The sequence below is a fragment of the Streptomyces sp. NBC_00390 genome, assembly GCF_036057275.1.
Lineage (GTDB): Bacteria > Actinomycetota > Actinomycetes > Streptomycetales > Streptomycetaceae > Streptomyces.
This window is the reverse complement of record NZ_CP107946.1, coordinates 49,507-68,895: the sequence shown is the minus strand read 5'-3', so window position 1 is coordinate 68,895 and position 19,389 is coordinate 49,507. Positions and strand designations below refer to the sequence as shown.

The 19,389-nt window shown below is 67.3% G+C and carries 16 protein-coding genes and 2 pseudogenes; 9 read left to right on the top strand and 9 right to left on the bottom strand.

Annotation, left to right across the window (positions count from 1 at the left end):
- Nucleotides 1-18: 18 nt before the first annotated feature.
- Together OHS70_RS38550 and OHS70_RS39290 are read left to right on the top strand one after the other, a co-directional pair.
- Nucleotides 19-6,966 (top strand): polymorphic toxin-type HINT domain-containing protein, encoded by a 6,948-nt coding sequence (locus tag OHS70_RS38550; protein WP_443062789.1) that lies wholly within the window; start codon nucleotides 19-21, stop codon nucleotides 6,964-6,966.
- Nucleotides 6,911-7,357 (top strand): DUF5958 family protein, encoded by a 447-nt coding sequence (locus OHS70_RS39290; protein WP_443062786.1) that lies wholly within the window; start codon nucleotides 6,911-6,913, stop codon nucleotides 7,355-7,357. Before OHS70_RS38550 ends, OHS70_RS39290 begins: the two co-directional genes overlap by 56 nt.
- 136 nt (nucleotides 7,358-7,493) lie before the next feature.
- Here OHS70_RS39290 and OHS70_RS38545 read toward each other — a convergent pair.
- Nucleotides 7,494-8,149: pseudogene (locus tag OHS70_RS38545) on the bottom strand (site-specific integrase); the annotation flags it as partial.
- Nucleotides 8,150-8,225: 76 nt separating this feature from the next.
- Between OHS70_RS38545 and OHS70_RS39285 the strand changes: the two are divergent.
- The 3 genes and pseudogenes from OHS70_RS39285 to OHS70_RS38530 form a co-directional block, all read left to right on the top strand.
- Nucleotides 8,226-8,459 (top strand): annotated as a pseudogene (locus OHS70_RS39285) (SpoIIE family protein phosphatase); the annotation flags it as partial.
- A 479-nt stretch (nucleotides 8,460-8,938) separates the two neighbouring features.
- Complete coding sequence (locus OHS70_RS38535; protein WP_328406487.1) at nucleotides 8,939-9,313, top strand: fic family toxin-antitoxin system, toxin component; 375 nt, start codon at nucleotides 8,939-8,941, stop codon at nucleotides 9,311-9,313.
- Nucleotides 9,314-9,403: 90 nt separating this feature from the next.
- On the top strand, nucleotides 9,404-9,931 hold the full coding sequence (locus OHS70_RS38530) for a hypothetical protein (RefSeq protein WP_328406485.1): 528 nt from the start codon (nucleotides 9,404-9,406) through the stop codon (nucleotides 9,929-9,931).
- A gap of 968 nt (nucleotides 9,932-10,899) precedes the next feature.
- Here OHS70_RS38530 and OHS70_RS38525 read toward each other — a convergent pair.
- The 5 genes from OHS70_RS38525 to OHS70_RS38505 all read right to left on the bottom strand — a co-directional run bounded on the left by OHS70_RS38525 (nucleotide 10,900) and on the right by OHS70_RS38505 (nucleotide 14,161).
- Entirely contained in the window at nucleotides 10,900-11,766 is an 867-nt protein-coding gene (locus tag OHS70_RS38525; protein ID WP_328406483.1) for a GNAT family N-acetyltransferase, read from the bottom strand.
- An 89-nt stretch (nucleotides 11,767-11,855) separates the two neighbouring features.
- Entirely contained in the window at nucleotides 11,856-12,035 is a 180-nt protein-coding gene (locus tag OHS70_RS38520; protein WP_328406481.1) for a hypothetical protein, read from the bottom strand.
- A gap of 5 nt (nucleotides 12,036-12,040) precedes the next feature.
- Nucleotides 12,041-13,159, bottom strand: coding sequence for a radical SAM protein (locus OHS70_RS38515; RefSeq protein WP_328406479.1), 1,119 nt, complete (start codon nucleotides 13,157-13,159; stop codon nucleotides 12,041-12,043).
- A gap of 43 nt (nucleotides 13,160-13,202) precedes the next feature.
- Nucleotides 13,203-13,694, bottom strand: a complete 492-nt coding sequence (locus OHS70_RS38510) for a hypothetical protein (RefSeq protein ID WP_328406477.1) — start codon at nucleotides 13,692-13,694, stop codon at nucleotides 13,203-13,205.
- On the bottom strand, nucleotides 13,691-14,161 hold the full coding sequence (locus tag OHS70_RS38505; RefSeq protein ID WP_328406475.1) for a hypothetical protein: 471 nt from the start codon (nucleotides 14,159-14,161) through the stop codon (nucleotides 13,691-13,693). Before OHS70_RS38505 ends, OHS70_RS38510 begins: the two co-directional genes overlap by 4 nt.
- 470 nt (nucleotides 14,162-14,631) lie before the next feature.
- Between OHS70_RS38505 and OHS70_RS38500 the strand changes: the two genes are divergently transcribed.
- Both OHS70_RS38500 and OHS70_RS38495 read left to right on the top strand, forming a co-directional pair.
- Nucleotides 14,632-15,600 (top strand): hypothetical protein, encoded by a 969-nt coding sequence (locus tag OHS70_RS38500; RefSeq protein ID WP_328406473.1) that lies wholly within the window; start codon nucleotides 14,632-14,634, stop codon nucleotides 15,598-15,600.
- A gap of 8 nt (nucleotides 15,601-15,608) precedes the next feature.
- Nucleotides 15,609-16,169, top strand: a complete 561-nt coding sequence (locus OHS70_RS38495; RefSeq protein WP_328406471.1) for a GNAT family N-acetyltransferase — start codon at nucleotides 15,609-15,611, stop codon at nucleotides 16,167-16,169.
- A 6-nt stretch (nucleotides 16,170-16,175) separates the two neighbouring features.
- Here the strand turns inward: OHS70_RS38495 and OHS70_RS38490 are convergent, their stop codons facing one another.
- From OHS70_RS38490 to OHS70_RS38480, 3 genes are read right to left on the bottom strand one after another with little or no spacing between them, the layout of a single operon-like run.
- Nucleotides 16,176-17,336 carry a tyrosine-type recombinase/integrase gene (locus OHS70_RS38490; RefSeq protein WP_328406469.1) on the bottom strand — a complete coding sequence of 387 codons (1,161 nt, stop codon included), beginning with the start codon at nucleotides 17,334-17,336 and terminating at the stop codon, nucleotides 16,176-16,178.
- Nucleotides 17,336-17,851, bottom strand: coding sequence for a hypothetical protein (locus OHS70_RS38485; RefSeq protein ID WP_328406467.1), 516 nt, complete (start codon nucleotides 17,849-17,851; stop codon nucleotides 17,336-17,338). Before OHS70_RS38485 ends, OHS70_RS38490 begins: the two co-directional genes overlap by 1 nt.
- Nucleotides 17,848-18,327, bottom strand: a complete 480-nt coding sequence (locus tag OHS70_RS38480) for a YozE family protein (RefSeq protein WP_328406465.1) — start codon at nucleotides 18,325-18,327, stop codon at nucleotides 17,848-17,850. The genes OHS70_RS38485 and OHS70_RS38480 overlap by 4 nt, the downstream gene beginning before the upstream one ends.
- Before the next feature lie 221 nt (nucleotides 18,328-18,548).
- Between OHS70_RS38480 and OHS70_RS38475 the strand changes: the two genes are divergently transcribed.
- Together OHS70_RS38475 and OHS70_RS38470 are read left to right on the top strand one after the other, a co-directional pair.
- The gene (locus OHS70_RS38475) at nucleotides 18,549-18,977 is read left to right on the top strand and encodes a hypothetical protein (RefSeq protein ID WP_328406463.1); all 429 of its coding nucleotides are present in this window, start codon (nucleotides 18,549-18,551) and stop codon (nucleotides 18,975-18,977) included.
- A complete protein-coding gene (locus OHS70_RS38470; protein ID WP_328406461.1) occupies nucleotides 18,974-19,354 on the top strand; it encodes a hypothetical protein in 381 nt (126 codons plus the stop codon). Before OHS70_RS38475 ends, OHS70_RS38470 begins: the two co-directional genes overlap by 4 nt.
- Nucleotides 19,355-19,389: the final 35 nt, after the last annotated feature.

The following is a 19,389-nucleotide window of genomic DNA, read 5'->3' as shown; positions in this document are numbered from 1 at the left end:
GCGCGGGGAGGAACAATGATGAGTCCGTTCGGGACACCACCCGCTCGGCAGAGCACCACACGAAGAGCTGGCAGACGGTGGACACGCCACCTCGCCGCCGTGATCAGCCTGGCCATGATTCCCGGCGTTCTGTCGCCCGTAGCCTTTGCGGCCGATACAGACCCGCTGGGCAAGCCGAAACTGACAGCACCCCGCGCCGCGGAGGTCACACCCTTCACAGCGAAGACCAACAAGAAGGCCGCCGACACGGTGGCCAAGTCGGCTGCTGCCGACCGTGCGGCCGCAGCACGGGCTCGCGCAGACCAGCGCACCACCGTCACGTGGCCTACGCGCGGCAAGGCGACCCTCACACTTCCCAGCTCCGGCAAGGCCACAGCACAGCCCGGTTCCCTGCCACTTACGCTCACCGCACCTGGCAAGACGGGTAAGAAGCGGCCGCAAGCTGCCACATCGGTCGAGGTCAATGTCCTGGACCAGAAGACCGCCAAAGCGCTCGGCGTCAGGGGCGTGGTCCTGTCCGTCACCGGCCCCCGCGGCGGCGGCAAGGCCCGGCTCGACCTTGACTACTCGGCCTTCGCCTCCGCCTACGGAGGCGACTGGGCCGGCCGACTCCAGGTACTGCGCCTCCCCGAGTGTGCCTTGAAGAACCCGGCCAGTGCGAAGTGCCGGGAACGGGCACCGCTGGAGTTCACCAACAAGCGCCGTGACGAGCAGCTGCAGACCGATCTCTCGTTTGGCGGGACCAGTGCTTCCAGCATCTCGAAGTCGGCTCCGGCCGGCGGGCAGATGATGGTGCTTGCCTTGGCGGCCGGAACCAAGTCCGGCGCAGGCGACTACAAGGCCACCCCGCTGTCCGCCTCCTCCACCTGGGAGGCAGGTGGCTCCTCCGGCACATTCACCTGGTCCTACCCGCTGCGCGTCCCACCGTCCGCAGCGGGCCCCAAACCCGTTTTGTCGATCCCCTACGACTCCGGCAGCATCGACGGCCGCACTGCGACCACCAACAACCAGGGGACGGTGATCGGTGAGGGTTTCGATCTGACCTCCTCCTACATCGAGCGGAAGTACGGCTCGTGTGACGACGACGGCCAGGACGACAAGTTCGACCAGTGCTGGAAGTACGACAACGCCTCACTGGTCCTCAACGGAAAAGCCGCCGAGCTCGTCAAGGACGACACCACCGGCGTGTGGCGGCTGAAGAACGACGACAACTCCACCGTCACCCGCTCCACCGGGGCCGACAACGGCGACGACAACGGCGAGCACTGGACGGTCACTACCGGGGACGGCACCAAGTACGTCTTCGGCCTGAACAAGCTGGAGGACGCGGGAGCAGACGACCGCACCCAGTCGGTATGGACCGTCCCCGTCTTCGGCGACGACGAGGGCGAGCCCGGCTACAGCGGTGGCAGCTCCTTCTCCGGCCGGGACAACAAGCAGGCGTGGCGCTGGAACCTCGACTACGTCGTCGACACCCACGGCAACGCCATGACCTACTGGTACGAGGCCGAGGAGAACAACTACGACAAGCTCGGCGACGACACCACCGGCACCGCCTACACCCGCGGCGGCTACCTCAAGGAAATCCGCTACGGCCAGCGCGCCGGCGCGCTCTTCTCCGGCACTCCCGCTGCCTCCAACAAGGTTGCCTTCACCTACGCCGAGCGCTGCATCGCATCCGGCACCGGCTGCGATGCGCTCACCGAGGACACCCGCGACAACTGGCCCGATGTGCCCTTCGACGCCGTCTGCAAGGACGGCGACAAGTGCACCGGCAACACGGGGCCGTCGTTCTTCACCCGCAAGCGGATGACCGGCATCACCACCTATGCCTGGGACGCCGCCGCCACGACCCCCGCCTTCGCTGCGGTTGACGCCTGGAGCCTCAAGCACCTGTACTTGGACCCGGGCGACACCGGCGACAGCACCGACCAGTCCCTGTGGCTGGATGAGATCAAGCACACCGGCAAGCGCGGCACCGACCTCGCCCTGGACCCGGTGAGGTTCACCCACGAGTTCAAGCAGAACCGCGTCGACGGAACCTCCGACAACATCCTCCCGCTGAACAGGCCCCGCCTGAAGACCGTCACCTCGGAAACCGGCGCGCAGACCATCGTCACCTACATGGACGCCGACTGCGTCCACGGGCAGACGATGCCCAAGGCCGACGAGAATACGAGGCGCTGCTACCCCGTCTACTGGTCACCGAACGGCGAGCCGGACCCGATCCTGGACTGGTTCCACAAGTATCCCGTCGCCGTGGTTTCCACCACAGACCCGCACGGCGGAAGCGAGGCGGTCCAGCACACCTACGCCTACTCCGGCGGCGGTGCCTGGCACTACAACGACGACCCCATGACGCCGGCCAAGGAGCGCACCTGGTCGATCTGGCGGGGTTTTGAGAAGGTCACCCACACCACTGGAACCTCCACCAGCCCAGCCCCGCTGAAGACCACCACCGTCTATCTGCGCGGCATGAACGGCGACCGGGTCCTGGGCCCGGACGGCAAGACGCCCGACCCGGACGCGCGCAAGAGCGTCAAGGTCACCGGTATCAAGGCCGGCGAGATCACCGACTCCGAGCCGTATGCGGGCCTGACCCGCGAAACGGTCACCTACAACGGCGCGTCTGAGGTCTCCGGCACCGTCAACGACCCGTGGTCCAAGAAGACCGCCACCCAGCACAAGTCCTACGCCGACACCGATGCGTACTTCGTCCGCACCCAGGCCACTCACACCCGCACCCGGATCACCTCCGCCGGCACCCCCACGGAACGCACCCGCACCATCGCCACCACCTTCGACGACGACGGCCTGCCCGTCACCGTCGAGGACCGCGGGGACAACGCCACCACCGGCGACGAGACATGCGAACGCACCTGGTACGCCGCCGACAGCACGGTCGGCATCAACGGCCTGGTCATCCGCACCCGCGCCACTGCGAAGCCCTGCGCCACCACCGATGACGCGCTCGACCTGCCGGCGGACTCCAAGAGCCCGGGCGACGTGATCTCCGACATCGCCATCGCCTACGACACCACCACCTGGTCCGCCACCCAGACCCCCACCAAGGGCGAAGCACGCTGGAGCGGACGCGCGGCCGGCTACACCGCAGCCAACGCCCCCATCTGGCAGAAGGTCACCGCCACCACCTACGACGTTCTGGGCCGTCCCACAGCCGTGGAGGACACGAACGGCCGGACCGTGGCCACGACCGGATACACCCCCGTGGCCGGCGGCCCGACGACAGCGACGTCCGTCGCCAATGCCAAGAGCCACACGACGGCCACCCTGCTGGACTTCGCCACCGGGAACCCGCTGAAGGTCACCGATGCCAACAGCAAGGTGACCGAGAGCGAGTACGACAGCCTCGGACGGCTTACCAAGGTCTGGCTGCCCAACCGCCTGAAGGTCCTGGGCGCCACGCCGAACCACACCTACAGCTACAACGTCACCGGCAGCGGCCTTTCCTGGGTCGCCAGCAGCACCCTCAAGGGGGACGCTTCCGGCTACAACACCAGCTACGAGTTCTTCGACTCCCTGCTGCGATCCCGCCAGGTCCAGACTCCGAGCCCCGTGGGCGGGCGGCTGATCTCCCAGACCCTGTACGACGACCGCGGCCTGGCGGTGACCGCCCAGGCAGACATCTGGGACAACACCTCCGCCCCCTCCGGCACCCCCGTGCAGGTCGACGCCGGCCAGGCACCCGTCCAGACAGACACCAGCTACGACGGCGCAGGCCGGTCCACCCGGACGGTCACCAAGCACCACGGCGTCACCCGCTGGACCACCGACACCAACTACCTCGGCGACACCGTCACTACCACCGCCCCTGCCGGCGGCCAGGCCACAGCTGTGGTCACCAACGCCTTCGAGCAGGTGACCGAACGCCGCGAGTACGCGGGCACCCAGCCCACCGGCAGCGACTACAGCACCACCAACTTCACCTACACCCCGGCCGGCCAGCAGAAGACCATCGAAGGACCTGACCGGTCCACGTGGTCCTACGGCTACGACCTGTTCGGCCGCCAGACGTCGACGACCGACCCCGACGCGGGCAAGACAGACACCGCCTACGACGAGCTCGACCGCATCCTGTCCACAACTGAGGTCGCCGAGAACAGGCAGATTCTGTTCGGCTACGACGAGCTCGGACGCAAGACCGGCATGTGGCAGACCACCAAGACGGATGCCAACAAGCTCGCGGCCTGGACCTTCGACACCCTCCGCAAGGGCCAGCAGGACACCGCCGTGCGCTACGAGGGCGGCGTCAACCAGACCGGCAGCAAGACTTACACCAAGAAGGTCACCGCCTACGACAACCTCTACCAGCCCACCGGCACCCAGCTGATCCTGCCCACCACCGACCCCCTGGTCACCGCGGGCCTGCCCAGCACCCTGTCGTTCACCGCCGCCTACAACATCGACGGCGCCCTCAAGCAGGCCTCCGAGCCCGCAGTTGGCGGACTGGCCGCCGAGACCGTCTCCTACACCTACAACGCCGTCGGCGGACAGCTCACCTCCAAGGGCACCACCGGCTACCTCCAAGGCGCCGCCTTCTCCCCGCAGGGCGACCTGCGCCAGCTCACCCTGGGCACCGATCCCACCACGTCGGCGAAGAAGGCCTACCTCACCTACGACTACGAGCCGGGCAGCCGACGCCTGACCCGCTCCCACGTCACCGATGACGTCCACGGCTACATGCCGCAGGAGTTGAAGTTCACCCAGGACGACGCCGGCAACGTCACCTCGATCTTCGATGCCACCACCCAAGGCGGCACCGCCAAGCCCGACTACCAGTGCTTCACCTACGACGGCCACCGTCGCCTCACCGAAGCCTGGACCCCCAAGACAGCCGACTGCGCCGCCACCGGCCGCACCAAAGCCAACATCGACGGCCAGGCCCCCTACTGGACCAGCTACACCTACAACACAGCCGGCCAGCGCAAGACAGAAACCCAGCACACCAGCAGCAGTGACACCACCACCAACTACACCTACGGCACCGCAACCGGCCAGCCTCACCCGCTGACCAGCACCACCGGACCTGCCACCAGGTCCTACGTCTACGACAAGACCGGAAACACCACCAGCCGCCCCGGAACCCAGGCAACCCAGACACTGGTTTGGAACACCGAAGGCAAACTGGCCGGCATCACCGAACCGGCCGCCGGCGGAAAGCCGGCGAAGGGCACCGGATACCTCTACGACGCCGACGGCGAACTCCTCATCCGCCGCACCCCCAGCGGAGACGGCGACACCGTCCTCTACCTCGGCGCCACCGAAGTACGACTGACCGTCAAGGGCACCACCAAGAGCCTGTCCGGCACCCGCTACTACACCGCCAACGGCCAGACCATCGCCGTGCGAACCGCAACCAGCGGCGTGACGGGCACGAAACTCAATTTCCTGGCCGCCGACCACCACGGCACCTCCAGCATCACCCTCGATGCCGTCACCTTCGCCGTCACCAAGCGCTACACCACTCCCTTCGGCGCCGAACGAGGCACCCCCACCGGCACATGGCCGGATGACAAGGGGTTCCTCGGCAAAACGGCGGACGCCGGCACTGGGCTGACCCACATCGGCGCCCGCGAATACGACCCGTCCATCGGCCAGTTCGTCAGCATCGATCCGCTGCTGAGCCTCGACCAGCACCAGTCCCTCAACGGATACAGCTATGCCAACCAGCATCCCGCCACCACCAGCGACCCCACGGGGCTTGCGGAGACCTGCGGCGCCTACGGCAACGGGTGCTCGTCCAGCACGCCGATAAACACCGCTGTCTCAGGCGGAAACCCGGGAAGCCCTGGAAACTCGGGAAGCAACGGCCCGAAGACTAATCCGCCCACAACCAATGGTCGGCCTGCGATGGACGAGGTCGTCATGAGAATGCCGGGAACCAGACCACACGGTTTCGTCAAGTACTTCCGGCACGTTTATGCCCAGATGCAGGACGATCGAAATTACAACTACCTGCCAACGCAACAGCTCCTTGCCGTCGCGGGAGCGGAAGTCTGTTATGCACACGTGGAATGCAGTAGCGAACAGTGGGGGTATTTCAATTTCGAAGCTTTCTTCACTCCGGAATACATGGAGGGTGTAGATCTCCTGGTAACCGGCGCATCACCTAACATGGTGAAAAGCTACCTTGGGAAAAAGTACAAAGCACCTCCGGGCGGCTGTGCTCAGTGCTTCCTCGCCGGTACCGATGTCCTCATGGCTGACGGCTCGACCAAGGATATCGAGGATGTAGAACTGGGCGACAAGGTGATGGCCACCGATCCCGAAACGGGAGAGGCCGGCCCCCGCGAGGTCACACGCCTCATCCGAACCGAAGACGACAAGCACTTCAACGAGCTCTCCATAGCCACCGAGAACGGGATAGAAAAGCTCACCGCGACGCACGAGCACCCGTTCTGGTCGCCATCAGAGAAGCGCTGGGTCGAGGCTGAAGACCTTGCCCCGGGGATGACCCTGCTCACCGACGACGGCGACACTGTCATCGTCACCGTGAACAGACCGTTCACGAAGCATGCCCGCACCTACAACCTGACCGTCGACGACCTCCACACGTACTATGTGCTGGCGGGTGAGACTCCGGTCCTGGTTCACAATTCCAATGGATGGTGTGGCCCTGGCCTTAGAGCGGCATCGGAAGCCGGTATCAGCCCGAATGATGCCAAGCGAATTCAGAATGCCGCTGATAAAGCCGGGCAGCCAATCATTGTGGTCGGGAGTCGCGCGAACGGAACGCCCAACCCGACATCGGACTGGGATTACATCCTGTCCGGTCCGTCCAGAACTCGTCACAGTGTCAAGAATTCACTGCCGAGAGGAACGGGTGACGGTGAAGGAAGCGGGCGCGGTAGAGACTTCTGGCAGAACTACAATCCGAACCGCCCAGACTATGCAGAGCTGGACAGAAACAGGCCGTACGTTGTATTCGAGCCCCGGACCAGGTGAGCACTTGCGAGCTTCAGAGCGGATCATCAACGAGGTTGCCCAAGGGCTCCGGAGCCTGGAGGACGCTGTGGCCTGGTTCTCTTCGCTGGAGCAGGTTGAGCAGAGGGCAGTACTGCACGAGGTTGTTCGCTACGCCATGCAGGCCCACGCAACAGTGAACGACGCGCGTGAGGGGCTACTGCGATCAGGCGTCAAGCCGACCATGACCCCGGCAGTGTTGATTGTTCGAGAACCGATTCTCGAACAAATGGGGAAGATCATAAATCTGCCCCCCGGTGAGTACGTGAAGTCCGTTCGCGTCCTCTTGTCCACGTTCGCTGTGGCTGACACGCGACGAAGGGAAACGGAGTGCCGAGGAACTTGTAGCCACGCCTGGCACAACCTGTCGTAGGCGCCGACGTCCCCAGTACGTCGTAGAGAGAGTTGCCGGGGATTTCTGAGTTCGCTTGGACGCACATTGGGAGCCCCTGCCGAGTCGGTACTCGGCGGGGGCTCCTGGGCATTTGACGGCAACGCTGACGGCAACGTCAGCGGACGAGCGCTGCGGCAGGTGGATTGTCAGGGGGCTCCGCGGTGCCGTTCAGGGCCTTGTTGAGGGTGTCGATGGCTTGCCGTTGGAGGCGGAGTCGGACGTGGGCATAGACGCCGGCGGTGACGCCGATGTGGGCGTGGCCGAGAAGTTCCTTGATCACGACGAGGTCGACCCCTTGTTCCAGGAGCAGAGTGGCGGTCGAATGCCGGAGGTCATGGAAGCGGATGCGTCGGAGGTCAGCCCGGTGGAGGAAGCTGCGGAAGCGGCGGGCGAGGTTGGCGGGGTCGAGAGGTCTGCCTGTCGGCGTGGTGAAGACGAGGCCGCTGTCTTTCCAGTCCGGCCCTACCGTCTTGCGTTCCTTGTCCTGACGTTCCTTGTGCTCCTTGAGGGAGTAGAGGCATTCGGTCGGGAGCGCGATACGGCGTTCGGACGCCGGGTCTTGGTGGGCAGGTGCGTGAGGCCGCCGGTACGGGTGCGCTGGAGCGAGCGGCGAATGGCGGCGGTGCCTGCGCTGAGGTCGAGGAGTTCGCCCTTGCGGAGTCCAGTGCGGAGGGCAGCGAGTTCGTACAGCGCGTGGAGCCGGTCGGCGCGGGCTGCGTCGAGGAACTGGCGGACCTCTGTCGCAGTGGGGGGAACTGCTCCCCGCACCCGCCGGGATGGTCCCGACCAGCAGCAGAGCGCCTGATGACCGCCCGGCTGCTCCCCGCACCCACGGGGATGGCTCCGCCACGACCTGGACGCCGCCGGCATGACGCAGCTGCGCAACATGCTCGGCGCCTACGCCTGGGCGCAGCACGAACCGCCGAGCAAGATCGTCGAGTGGCTCGACCACGCGTCCCTGCACATCGCTGAAGCCTCCATGGCCACCCTGACCTACGCCAGGACGACCATGGCCGAGGGCGGGCGGTGCGAGATGACCTGGACCAACGCCAGCCACCCGCCGCCCCTGCTGGTCACGCACGGCGAGGGCTTGGACCGGCTCCGTCGGTACGCGAGCGCCAGGAGCTCAACGGCACCCACGGCCAGGAGCTCATCCCCACCCGCTGGGAGACGATGCGCCGCACGATCGTCGCCGAGCACCAAGCCGCTGGGCATCCCGGATTTACCGACTGACCCGGGCTCCGCTGGTACCGTCGCCTGTATGGAGCACAACGAGGCTGCACAAGGCGTTCCCGCCGGATTCACCGCGGACGAGTACGCGCGCATCGTGGAGGCCGCCGAGCTGGTCGGCAAGACGCCCGACGTCTTCATGCGTGAGGCCGCCCTCGAGGCTGCCGAGGACCCGTTCCTGAAGGCGCTCAAGCGCGCCGGTGACACTGTCGCCCGCCTCTCCTCCACCTTCGGCTCCGTCGAGCCTGCTGCCCCGGCCGCAGACCGCCGCCAGTGGCCCGATGCCGCGCCCATGAGCAGCCGCGACCTCGAGCAGCACGGCCGCGCTGCGTGATCCGGCACCTCACCCCACAAGAGCTCCTGCAGATCGCCCAGACCCTCCCCGGCGATCCGGCCTGTCTCGACCTCGGCGTCCTCGACGCCGCGTGCGCCCGCACCCGCGCCCGGTACATGGACCAGGACGTCTACGGCTCGACGTGGCTCAAGGCCGCCGCGCTCCTGCAGACCCTGGCCCTCCACGATCCGCTCGAGGACCGCAACGCGTTCTTCGCATGGCTCGCAGGTGAGGTGTTCCTCGAGGCGAACGGCATCCGCATGAACTACGAGCCGGAGGAAGCGCTCGCCCTGGTGATGAGCGCCGGCCACAAGAATGCCAGCGTGCAGGAGATAGCGGCGCAGCTCCGCGGCTGGACCATCACCAGCTGACCGACCGTTGCCGCCCGGCTGATCGGATTCAGCACGCCTACGGCCACTGATCCCACCGCGCCCCGTATCCACTGACGAAGAAGGCTCACGATGAACGAGCGGCTCGACTTCGATCCCGAGGACGGACCTTGGGTCCAGACACTGGTCAGCCGGGTCTACGCCGCCCGTCAGAGCGGCGATCAGGAGGAAGCGGACCGGCTGCTGGCCTACGGCCACGCTGAGGGCGGAGAGACACTGTCACGAATCGTCGCCCAGCTCCTCGAAGGCCTCGACGCGCGCGACACAGCAACGCGCAGCGGCACGCGGATGAAGCCGCAGGATGTGAGCGCCGCGGCGCCTGGTCAACTTGTGTGCGACTTCTGCGCTGGCCTCGACCCCGTCGCGTACTACGAAGTCACCGAATTCGGCATTTCTGCGCCCGGCGGCAGCTTCCTGTCGGGAGACCGCTTCTATGCCTGCCCGCGCTGCAGGCAGCTCGTCGACGCCGCCGACTGGAAGGGCCTGCGGGACTGGGATCGGCCCCAAGCAGTTCGGCATGGGCCACCGCATGCTCCTGGTGGGCTTCAAGAAGCACCGCAAGGGCGACGCTGTGGAATTCGAGCCGGGAACCCGAGTTGAACCGCTGATCGCTCAACGAGCGCATACGCGGCCGGGGCCGTACGGTCACCAATGGCACGCCCGCTCAGACAGGACAGCGGGTCGGCGGCCCCGCGTCCGTCGCACGTTACGCGGGGCCGCCCCACCAAGGCCGCTCGGCCGCCGTCAGCTATGAGTCTGGAAAGCGAGCGCGCCTTCCTGAATCTCCCGCACAAGGCTCACGGCCAACATCAGCGCAGTCAGGGCGTTGGCCACCGTGTACTGCGTCGGTCCCGCCGCGTGGACGGTCGCATGGCGGTTGAAGGCCGTGGGGACCGGGTCGTGGTCCCAGAGGCTGTCACAGGCCTTCACGAACGGGCTGAAGAAACATGCCTGAAACTCGACATGGTGCCTTCGTCGTCGTCGATCTCGGGGAGCCGCGCGGTGACCTTCGGATAGCTCCAGCACTCGCCGGCGTTGAACTTGGGCTCTGCCCGCCAGACCGCACGGAGCACGGTGTCTCAGACGCTCGCTGCAAGTGCCTGAGCGCCCAGGTGCCTGCCGGTTGTCGATCTTCTCGGCGCAGTTGGTGCCTTTGACCTCGTCGTACGGGCCACGGCAGCCCTTGCAGTAGACCTCGAGTGCGTCGATGCGCAGGCCTTTGGTTGCCTTGAAGCTGCCGCGGAAGTCGGCAACGGATGCGATGCGCGGCGCGACCTCCGCCTCGGCGGCGACGACCCATCTGGGGCTGAGGTCCGGCTCTTCCGGCTTTGGCTCGGGCGCTGCGGCGGGGGTCGGGGCGGTCTTCGTTTCGGCGGCCGGGGGAGGGGTGGGAAGGAAGAGCAGTTCTTGCGCGAATGCTGGCGTGTCTGTCGGTTCGAGGGTTTGCGGTCGTCACCCGGGCCTCCGTCTACTGCCGTGCGGGTTGACATAAAGCCAACCCCTTCACAGCCCCAAACGGCCGCAACGCCAAATCTGTTACACGTGCGGTCGCTGCGGCCTGCGTGGCGTCAGAGTTTGGCCACGCTGACGAAGCCGAGGGACCGCAACCCTTCGGCTTGGCACAGGCGATCGGACGCGCCGCCGGTCTCTGTCTGCAGCAGTTGGTAGCTGGCGCCGTGGGCGGCGCCCCAAGCCATGGCGGCTCGCCACAGCATCCGGCCGTAGCCGTGGCCACGATGCTCCGGCAAGACTCCGAAGTATTGGGGGAGCAGGCGGGTGGCCCCAGCGGAGTCGGTCATGGTCTCCATGGGCCCGATGGCTCCAACCACCCGGGATCCGTCGGTGACGGCCAGGACGGGGCCCACGGCGCCGGCTTGCATCTGGCCGTGCAGGAAGGCGAAGCCGTCGCTGGTAAGCCGGTCCGCGAAGGCTGCGAACGTCGCCCGTACCGGCTCCGGCAGGTCAGCGACGGGGCGCACCGGGTCGGCCTGGTCTGCGGGCTGCGAGGGTGTGAAGGTGCGGAGCTGAACGCGGGTGACCGCGGTTCCTGTGGGCGGCTGCTCGTCGGGCCCGTGGAAGGTGATCGCGCGGGCCGTGGCGGCGCCGTGGCCGGCGGCGAGTTTGCTCGCAAGGTCCGCTGCCTCGTCGCCGGCAGGGCCGTACACGTACACGGTGAGGGTGCCGTGGCCGCGGCGGGCGACGGTGGGAATCAGGGTCCGGGCGCTGGTGTGCTCAATGTGCTCGACGAGAATCGTCTCGTCCTTGGATGTGGCCCACCGCTGGTCCTTGTCGTACGGCAGGAAGGCGCCGGTCCCGGCAACGCTCAGGACGTCGTCGAAGAGGCGGGGAGCGAGGGTGTCGGGGTGGACGGGGCCGATCGTCGGTACGTACGGCACCCGGATCACGGGGTGCAGCCAGTCCCAGTGGAAGCGCATGGCCCCAAGCTACTCGCCTGCCACTCAGGGCTCAGGCCCCGACACTTTTGCGTCGGGGCCTGAGCGGTGTTGACCGGATGAGGGCGTGGTCAGTGGGGGTTGTCGTCGCCCGCGTTGCACGAGCACTTGACCGTCTCGAGCACCTTGTCGAGCTTGGCGACGGGCGTGATCACGGTGACCGGCGGCGCCGCGGCTTCCAGCGGCGTCGTGAAGTACGGACGGTCGTCGACCGGACGGGTCGGGGACAGCGTGAGAGGTACAGCAGCCATGCGGTTCACCCTGCTTTCTTCATTCCGTGCTGGCAGTAACTTCCCAGTGGTGCCTTCGCCTCCTGGTAGTGCTTGGCCAGAGGTCTGCATACGGTGCAGGACCCCGAGAGTGTGCAGCCTGAGCAGCCACCGGTGCGAAGCATGAGGCGGTCGGCGATCTCGCCGAGCCGGGCCAGGCCGCCGATGCCCTCGGCGGGGAGGTTGATCTGGTCGTCTCGGCCGATCTTGCAGATGGACACCAGGCCGTGCGGGTCGGTGTGGAAGAACGTGTGGCCGGCGTTGCAGCCGGTGAACTGCTTCCGCATCCGCAGATGGTCCTTGGATTGCGCGGTCAGCGATTCGGCGCCGCCGTAGATCGTCGGCGTCATGTTGGTGAAGATGTTGTACTCGACGCCCCAGCGCTCGCAGAGCTCCACCATGGCCTGCTCTTCGGCGGCGTTGTCGTCGGTGACGATCACGCTCATCCGCAGGGGCAGCCCTGCGGCGCGGGCTGCGTCCATGCCGCGGATGAACAGGTCCCACGCGCCTTTGCGCTGGGTCAGCTCGTCGTAGCTGTCTCGGGTCGCGCCGTACATCGACACCGTCACCCGGTACGGCGGGAAGCGCTCGAACATCTCGAGCAGGTCTTCGCGCCACAGCAGCGAGGCGTTGGTGGAGATCGTCAGCATCATGCCGAGCTCGAACGCGGCCCGGTAGGAGGGCATGAAGTCCTTGTCGACCGTCGGTTCGCCGCCGGTGATCTGAAGCCACAGGACACCGGCCTCCGCCATGATCCGCAGGCAGGCGAGCTTGTCGTCCAGCGGCATCCCTGAGTAGACCTTCAGACCCAGGTAGCAGTGCTTGCACGCGTAGTTGCAGCCGAGGTTGATTTCCCAGCTGGCCCGCGAGTACCCCCACGTCGAGGGCTGGCGAATCAGCAGGTAGTCGCCGATCAGCCGCCCGGACACGTCGAGGCCCCACTGATCGCGGACGGCGCCGACCATCCACGCAGGCGCCGGCTGGGCGGGATGGTGGGCGCGAAGCTCCTCGTAGTTCGCTTCCGGAAGGAGCAGCCCGTCCTCATGGCCGGGCCGCACCAGAAGGTGCTGCTCAAGGAACGGGCTGGCGATGAGCTGGTGGGGCATGGGGCGCCTCCGAAGGGTGTCGTAGCGTCTGCGGAGCGGGAACTCAGGGCAGGCCGAACAGCGCACCGACCGCGTCGTACGGTGCGGGTCCGGGCCGGGACTCGTCGAGTACGCGCCGCAGCTGCAGGGGCGGGACGAGGCGGTCGCTGCGGCACGGGCGGAGCCAGTGGCGCCCGGGCGGCCGGGTGCGGCGGAGCTTGGGGAGCTCAAGCGTGAGGGGAGCGCCGAGGCAGAGGCCGAAGTTGTGGTGGGCCCACTGGCCGCAGGTCCCCGGGGGGACGAGCCAGTACAGCAAGGAGGCCTCCGGGATCTCGACGACCGGTCCGCAGGTGCCGAGCTGGATCTCGTCCATGGCGGCCACCGCGGCATGGCCTGGTGTTCCGCCGGCGGTGATGACGATGTCGAAGAGTCCGCCGCCGAGTGGCACGCTCACGGACTCGGCTTCCTGGCCGAGGTCGAGCCAGGCCCGTAAGGCTTGGGCAAGCCGCAGATCGGTGTCGTCCATCGTCCGGTGCTGCGCGGTGACGGTGTTCATGCGGGCACCTGCCCGGGCGCCATCAGGGCGCGCACGGTCTTGCCGCCGCTCTCCAGCAGGAACCATGAGAGCTGACCTCCGTGCTGGCGGATCTCCCAGAACCCGGAGCCGTCTTGGCTCCCCTGGACGGCGTCGTCGAAGTTGGGGAACTCGGCGAGTGGGTCGGAGACTTCGACGAGCAGTTCGTCCGTCTCGGTGACGGCCAGCCGGAACCCGATTGCCATGGGGCAGGGGCCCGCGTGGGCGTGGGTGTAGGCGTTGCACACCAGGTGGCGGGCCACCTCGGTGGCCGCATCGACGTTGCCGCCCCAGCGGAGCAGCGTCACCTGCGTACGGGTGTGGATGCGGGCCAACAGGCGAGCGTCGCCGTGCATGTCGAAGCGGCGGGTCCACTCCCTGACGATGGGGGCGCTCAGGCCGCTGCTCGCCATGCCGTGCATCGTCGTCTCCGTCGCCGTGAGTGTCATGTGCCTAGTCCTCCGCGGGCTGCGGGGTCTTCTGGGCTGACTGAGAGTGAAGCGCTGATCACGAGGGGTCCAGAGGGAATCCGCGGACTTTTCCGCGGACTTTTCCGCAACTCGGCCTCTCCCCAGGGCACATGGGGCACCGGTACCGTCCGAGCATGGCGCACAGTGAGACCGAAGACAGGACGCCGTTCACGGAGTTAGTCGATGACTTCGGCTGGGAGAACACTCGCGCGTTCGTCCGGGTCTACGCCGCGGTTGCCCGCCGGATCGGCGAGAACCCCGAAGTGACTGATCGGCAGGTCAGACGGTGGCGACAGCCGAACCCTCCATGCCCGCACCCGCCACGCCAGCGTGTACTCGAGGCGATGCTCGGCGTCCCGCTGGAACAGCTCGGCTTCAACGTCCCGGCTCACCGCCGAAATGCCGTACCACCTGCTGCATCACCACTCGTTGAAGGACCACACGATCCCGTGGACCGACGTCATTTCCTCTCGGCCGCCAGCGGTGCCACCCTCGGCACCGCGCTCGCCGCCACCGCCGGGTCGGCACTGGCTTCAGCGCCCCGTATTGGCGCCGACACCATCACGGACCTGCGGGCCGGGCTCGCCTCCCTCTACGGTCTCGACGACCGGTTCGGGGGTGCCACGGTCGGGCCTCTCGCCGCCGCGCACCTGTCCCGGATCGAGCGCCTCATCGCAAGCGGGAACTATCCGGAGACCATCGGCCGACAGCTCCGGCTGGTCTCCGGCGAAACCGCTGAACACGTCGGCTGGCTCGCGTTCGACGAGGGCGACCATGCACGGGCCCACACGTACTGGGGCAAGGCCATGGAGCGGGCCGAGGAACTGCGCGACGACTCCCTCGCTGTCGTGGTCCTCGCCTCACAATCCCTGCTTGCCCTGCGGCAGCAGGATCCTCGCAGCGCCCTCGACCAGGCGGGCCGCGCGTACGATCTCGCGGAGCCGTGGGCGCCGCCGTCGCTGCTGTCGATCCTCGTCACCCGCCAGGCCCGCGCCCTCGCCATCCTCGATGACCACACCACAGCCCGGCAGACCCTCTCCCAAGCTGCGCGCCTGTACGAGCAGGACCAGGGATCTCGCCCGGCCCCGGACTGGACGCTTTTCCACGGGCCTGCCGAAATCGCCACCGCTCAGGCCGAGCTCTTCTCACAGGCGGGGCATCACCGCGCCGCGGTGACGTGGCTACGGCGCTCCCTCGAGCGTCAGGAAGCCACCTACGCCCGCAATGAAGCCCTCGGGCGGGGAAACCTGGCGAACGCCCTCATCGACGCAGGCGAGCGAGAGGAGGCCGCGCACCATATCGTGCACGGTGAAGCCCTCCTGACCGAGGTGTCGTCCGGGCGGGCCCGTGACCTTCTCGGCACAGCCCGGCAGGCACTCACCGCTGCTGATCCCGCGACTCTGCCGCCCATCACGTAGGAGCCCAGGTGGACACGAGCGACGACGTACGGATCACCACGGTCATCAACAGTGAGGGGGCCGAGCACGCACTCGGCGAGATCCTGCCGATCTACGAGACGGTGTTCGCCGAGCCGCCGTACAACGAAGGCCCGCGCGACGTGGCCGACTTCCTCGAGCGCTTCCAGCGCGAACGCGTTGCGCGCGGGTTCCGGCTCGTCTGTGCCGAGCAGGACGGACACCCGGCCGGCTTCGCGTACGGCTACCCCCTTCAGTCCGTCACCACCTGGTGGGACGGGCTGCTCGACGCCGAACTCGAGGACCCGGTCACCCGCGAGGACGGGCATCGCACATTCGTCATCATGGAACTCGCCGTACTTCCCGACTTCCGTCGGCGCGGCCTGGCTCGCCACCTCCATGACGGGCTCGTCGACAACCAAGAGGCCGAACGCGTCACCTTGGCCGTACGCCCCGAGGCACAGCCAGCACTCGCCCTCTACGGGAGCCTCGGGTATCAACTGGTCGGCCACAGCCGTCCGTGGAAGGACGCCCCGACCTATCAGGTGCTCCTCAAGAACCGTTCTACGTAGGGACGTTCACCCAACTTCCGGCGCGCTACCGTACAGCGGCACCTTGCTGAACGGATCCCGCTGGGCTTGCTGGGCGGGGCGCACGTAGTCACGGCGGGGGATGGCCGATCCTGGCCGCCACCGGCCGGCTTCTTCCAGTTCCTGGTCGGTGGCCCCGGCGAGTCCGAGGTCTGTGGCGCCACCGGCGCGCAGGCCGTGGGCGGTGACGGGCCGCCCGTCGGTGATGAGGCCGGCCTTGGTGAACCAGTGCTTCACCCGCTCGTTGACCGTGTGCCCGCGCAGGTGGTCGCCGCGCTTGGTGGCGTTGGTGCGATTGGCGAGCTTGCCGTCCTTCTGCAGGTGCCGGAACACCGGCCCTGTGGTCACGCCGAGGGAGGCGAGGTGGGCGAGCCAGCGCCTCATCCGTGGGACGAGCTGCAGGTCTGCGCGGTCGCGCAGGTGGATCTTCTGCTCTTCGTCCTGGTGGGCCTTGTCCTTGGCGAGCCACACCACAATCAGGCCGTCGGTGATGGTGAGGTCTTCGATCTCGATGTCGGCTGCCTCGATACGCCGGGACAGGAATCGGTACCCGAAGGCAAGCAGCGCGGCGTCTCGCCAGCCGATCGGCCGGCCGACCTCCTCGGCCTTGAGCATCATCGGCACGAGGTACGGCAGCGTGATGGGGAACGCCTGGCGCTTCCGCGATGCGCGCTTGTTCTCCTGCCGGTATTTCTTGAGCAGCCGCAGGTACAGGGAGTTGTCCGGCTGCTGCCCCTTCGGCATCGACGTGCGGATCAGACTCATGTAGCTGCGGATCGTGCCGACCTTGAGCTCCCGGCTGATCAGATAACGGCCGTACTCGGTGTAGGTCGCCGTGGTACACGGCTTCGCCACCCTGCCCTGCACCGCGCACCAGGCCCGGAAGGGCCGCATCGCTGTTTCGCGGGCCTCCCCAGTGTTCTCCGGCTCGGCGTCCTCCAGGTCCCGCGCGGTCTCCTCGGAGATCCGTAGGTCTCGCTCGGTCCACACGGGCCCGTCGTCGGTCGGGATCGCCTGGCCAGGCCGGAGCACCGTGTGCTGATCGACGAGGTACTCCGGCTTCGGCCTCGCGGCCGGGACGGGTAGACGCTCGTCAGCGACGAGTTCAGCGTCGACGACGTCGTCCTCGTCCTGGTCGCGGAGGCTCATCAGTCCCGCCACTTCCAGCAGCCAGGCGTGCAGTCCCCCGGCAGGTGCCACTTGGTCGGCTGCCCGGAGAGAAGGACGGCGGGGTCGTAGTGGGCGCCCCCTGCCTCCAGTTCGGCAACCTTCGGGTCCTGCCAAAAGTGGCCGCCAGCATGCCCCTTGTACGCGGCCCACCCCGACGGGATGCGCTTCGTGCACGGGTGCCCCGTCTCGGGTGCGGCCACGGGGCAGGGCATGGTGCCGTCGGAGATCGGCACCGGATACTCCGGGTGCGCCTGCCACTTCGACGCCCGGTTCCGCAGAGCCCAGAGGCGGTCCTCCGCCGCGGCGTTGTCCCCACGTGCAAGCGCGTCGAGCAAGTCGCGGTGTTCCCGCATGACGGCGCGGCGCTGCGTGCGGTACTCGGTCATCGCAGCCTCGTCTTGATGCCTGATGGCGGCCTGCCGTCCCTCTTCCATACGGTCGCGAATGAAGGCGTACCAGGTGAGCGCGGTGACCTCGTCGACGACGGTTGTCACTGGCCTCTCCCGGGCGCGGCCGCGAACGGGGGCCTCGGGGGCGGCTTCACCCAGCCGGCGTTCGTCTCGTACTCCATGTTCGCGGTCGGGTGACAGCGGGTCGGCCTCTGCTCGCCGTCGAGGAGGACGAGAAGGTACCGGCCGGCGGTGTCGGCGATGGTTCCCTCTCGGCCGCGGTACCGGACGCGGTCATCGAGGTACAGCCGGACACCGAGGTCTTCCAGGTCGCAGTAGGCCCGGATGTCCTTGAGTTCCCGGAGTTGCCGCTGCCGCTGCTGCCAGGCCCACCGGTTTTGGTAGAGGTGCCAGGCGTCGTCCAGGGCTTCCAGCGCGCCGTCGACGGCGCCGCAGTCCTCGAGGTACTCGTTGTAGAGCCGCAGGGACTCAACTCCTTCGTCGAACTCCGGCCATTCGGCGTCGTCCCGCACGTCGCGGGCGAGGTCGCCGATGGGGTCCTGGTCGTCGACGAAGCGCATGAGCCAGTCTCGGAAGGACACGCGTTACCCCCTGGGGATGCTGTTCTGACGTCCCGCCAAGGTTACCGACGACAATTGGTTTTATGGTCGGCTACCTGAGGTAACACGAATCTCGTTCATGCGAACGTGGCCAAACAGCTAACAGCCGAGCCCGCACCGCGTAGCGTGTGACCTCTCGTCAGCTCGCTCTCACCCGCGTCTGATGTAACGAAAGGCGCCCCATGGAAATCGTGCTGAGCATCAAGGAACCGTCCGACGAGTTCCGCAAGGACGTGCTCGAGCTGCTCGCGAAACACGCCGCCAGCGTCACACTCGACACCGAGTGGACCGTGGAACGCGCGCAACGCTTCTACGCCGCGGTGCCCGCCCGCGCGCAGCGGATCCTCCGTGAGGCCGCCGTCCGGGACGGTCTCGTGCCGGCCGACGCGCTGCGCGACAACGATGAGAGCAGCCTTCGCGGCCACAGCGCACCGCTGAAGCAGGCGCTCGAGCGCGGGGTTCGCAAGGGCTGGTGGCCGGAGGGTATGCAGCCGCCCATCGAGCCGCGGGGCCCCGGTTTCGGAAAGGTCCAGGGCTACCAGATGCCGCGCGAGCTGGTCGAGATCTTCTTCACCGCCATCAAGACCACACTGCAGAAGGACACCGAATGACAACCGTCACGGCCTGGGACGACCTTCCTCAACTCATCGACTCCGAGGGCGGGTTCGTCCGGTGGCAGCTGCGTGAGCTCCTGCCACTCACCGGCACGACGAAGGCCATGAGGCGAGTGGTGGCGGGCATCCAGAAGCAGCTCGCTGCCCAGCGCATAGGGCATCTGCCGCCGGCTCTCCCGTGCAATGGAACCGCCGAGATCCTCCTCTACAACCAGGACAAGCCCAATCTCGGCACGGCATTGCACCTTGCGCGACAACTCGCCGAGGGCCAGACACCCGAGAACACGAGCACCAACGATCAAGTGAAGGTGCTCGACAAACTGCTGAGCATGTACCGCGTCCGCCCGTCCACCTCGGACAACAGCACCGCATAACCGCACACGTCCCGGCCTGTCACAGCGGCGCGCCA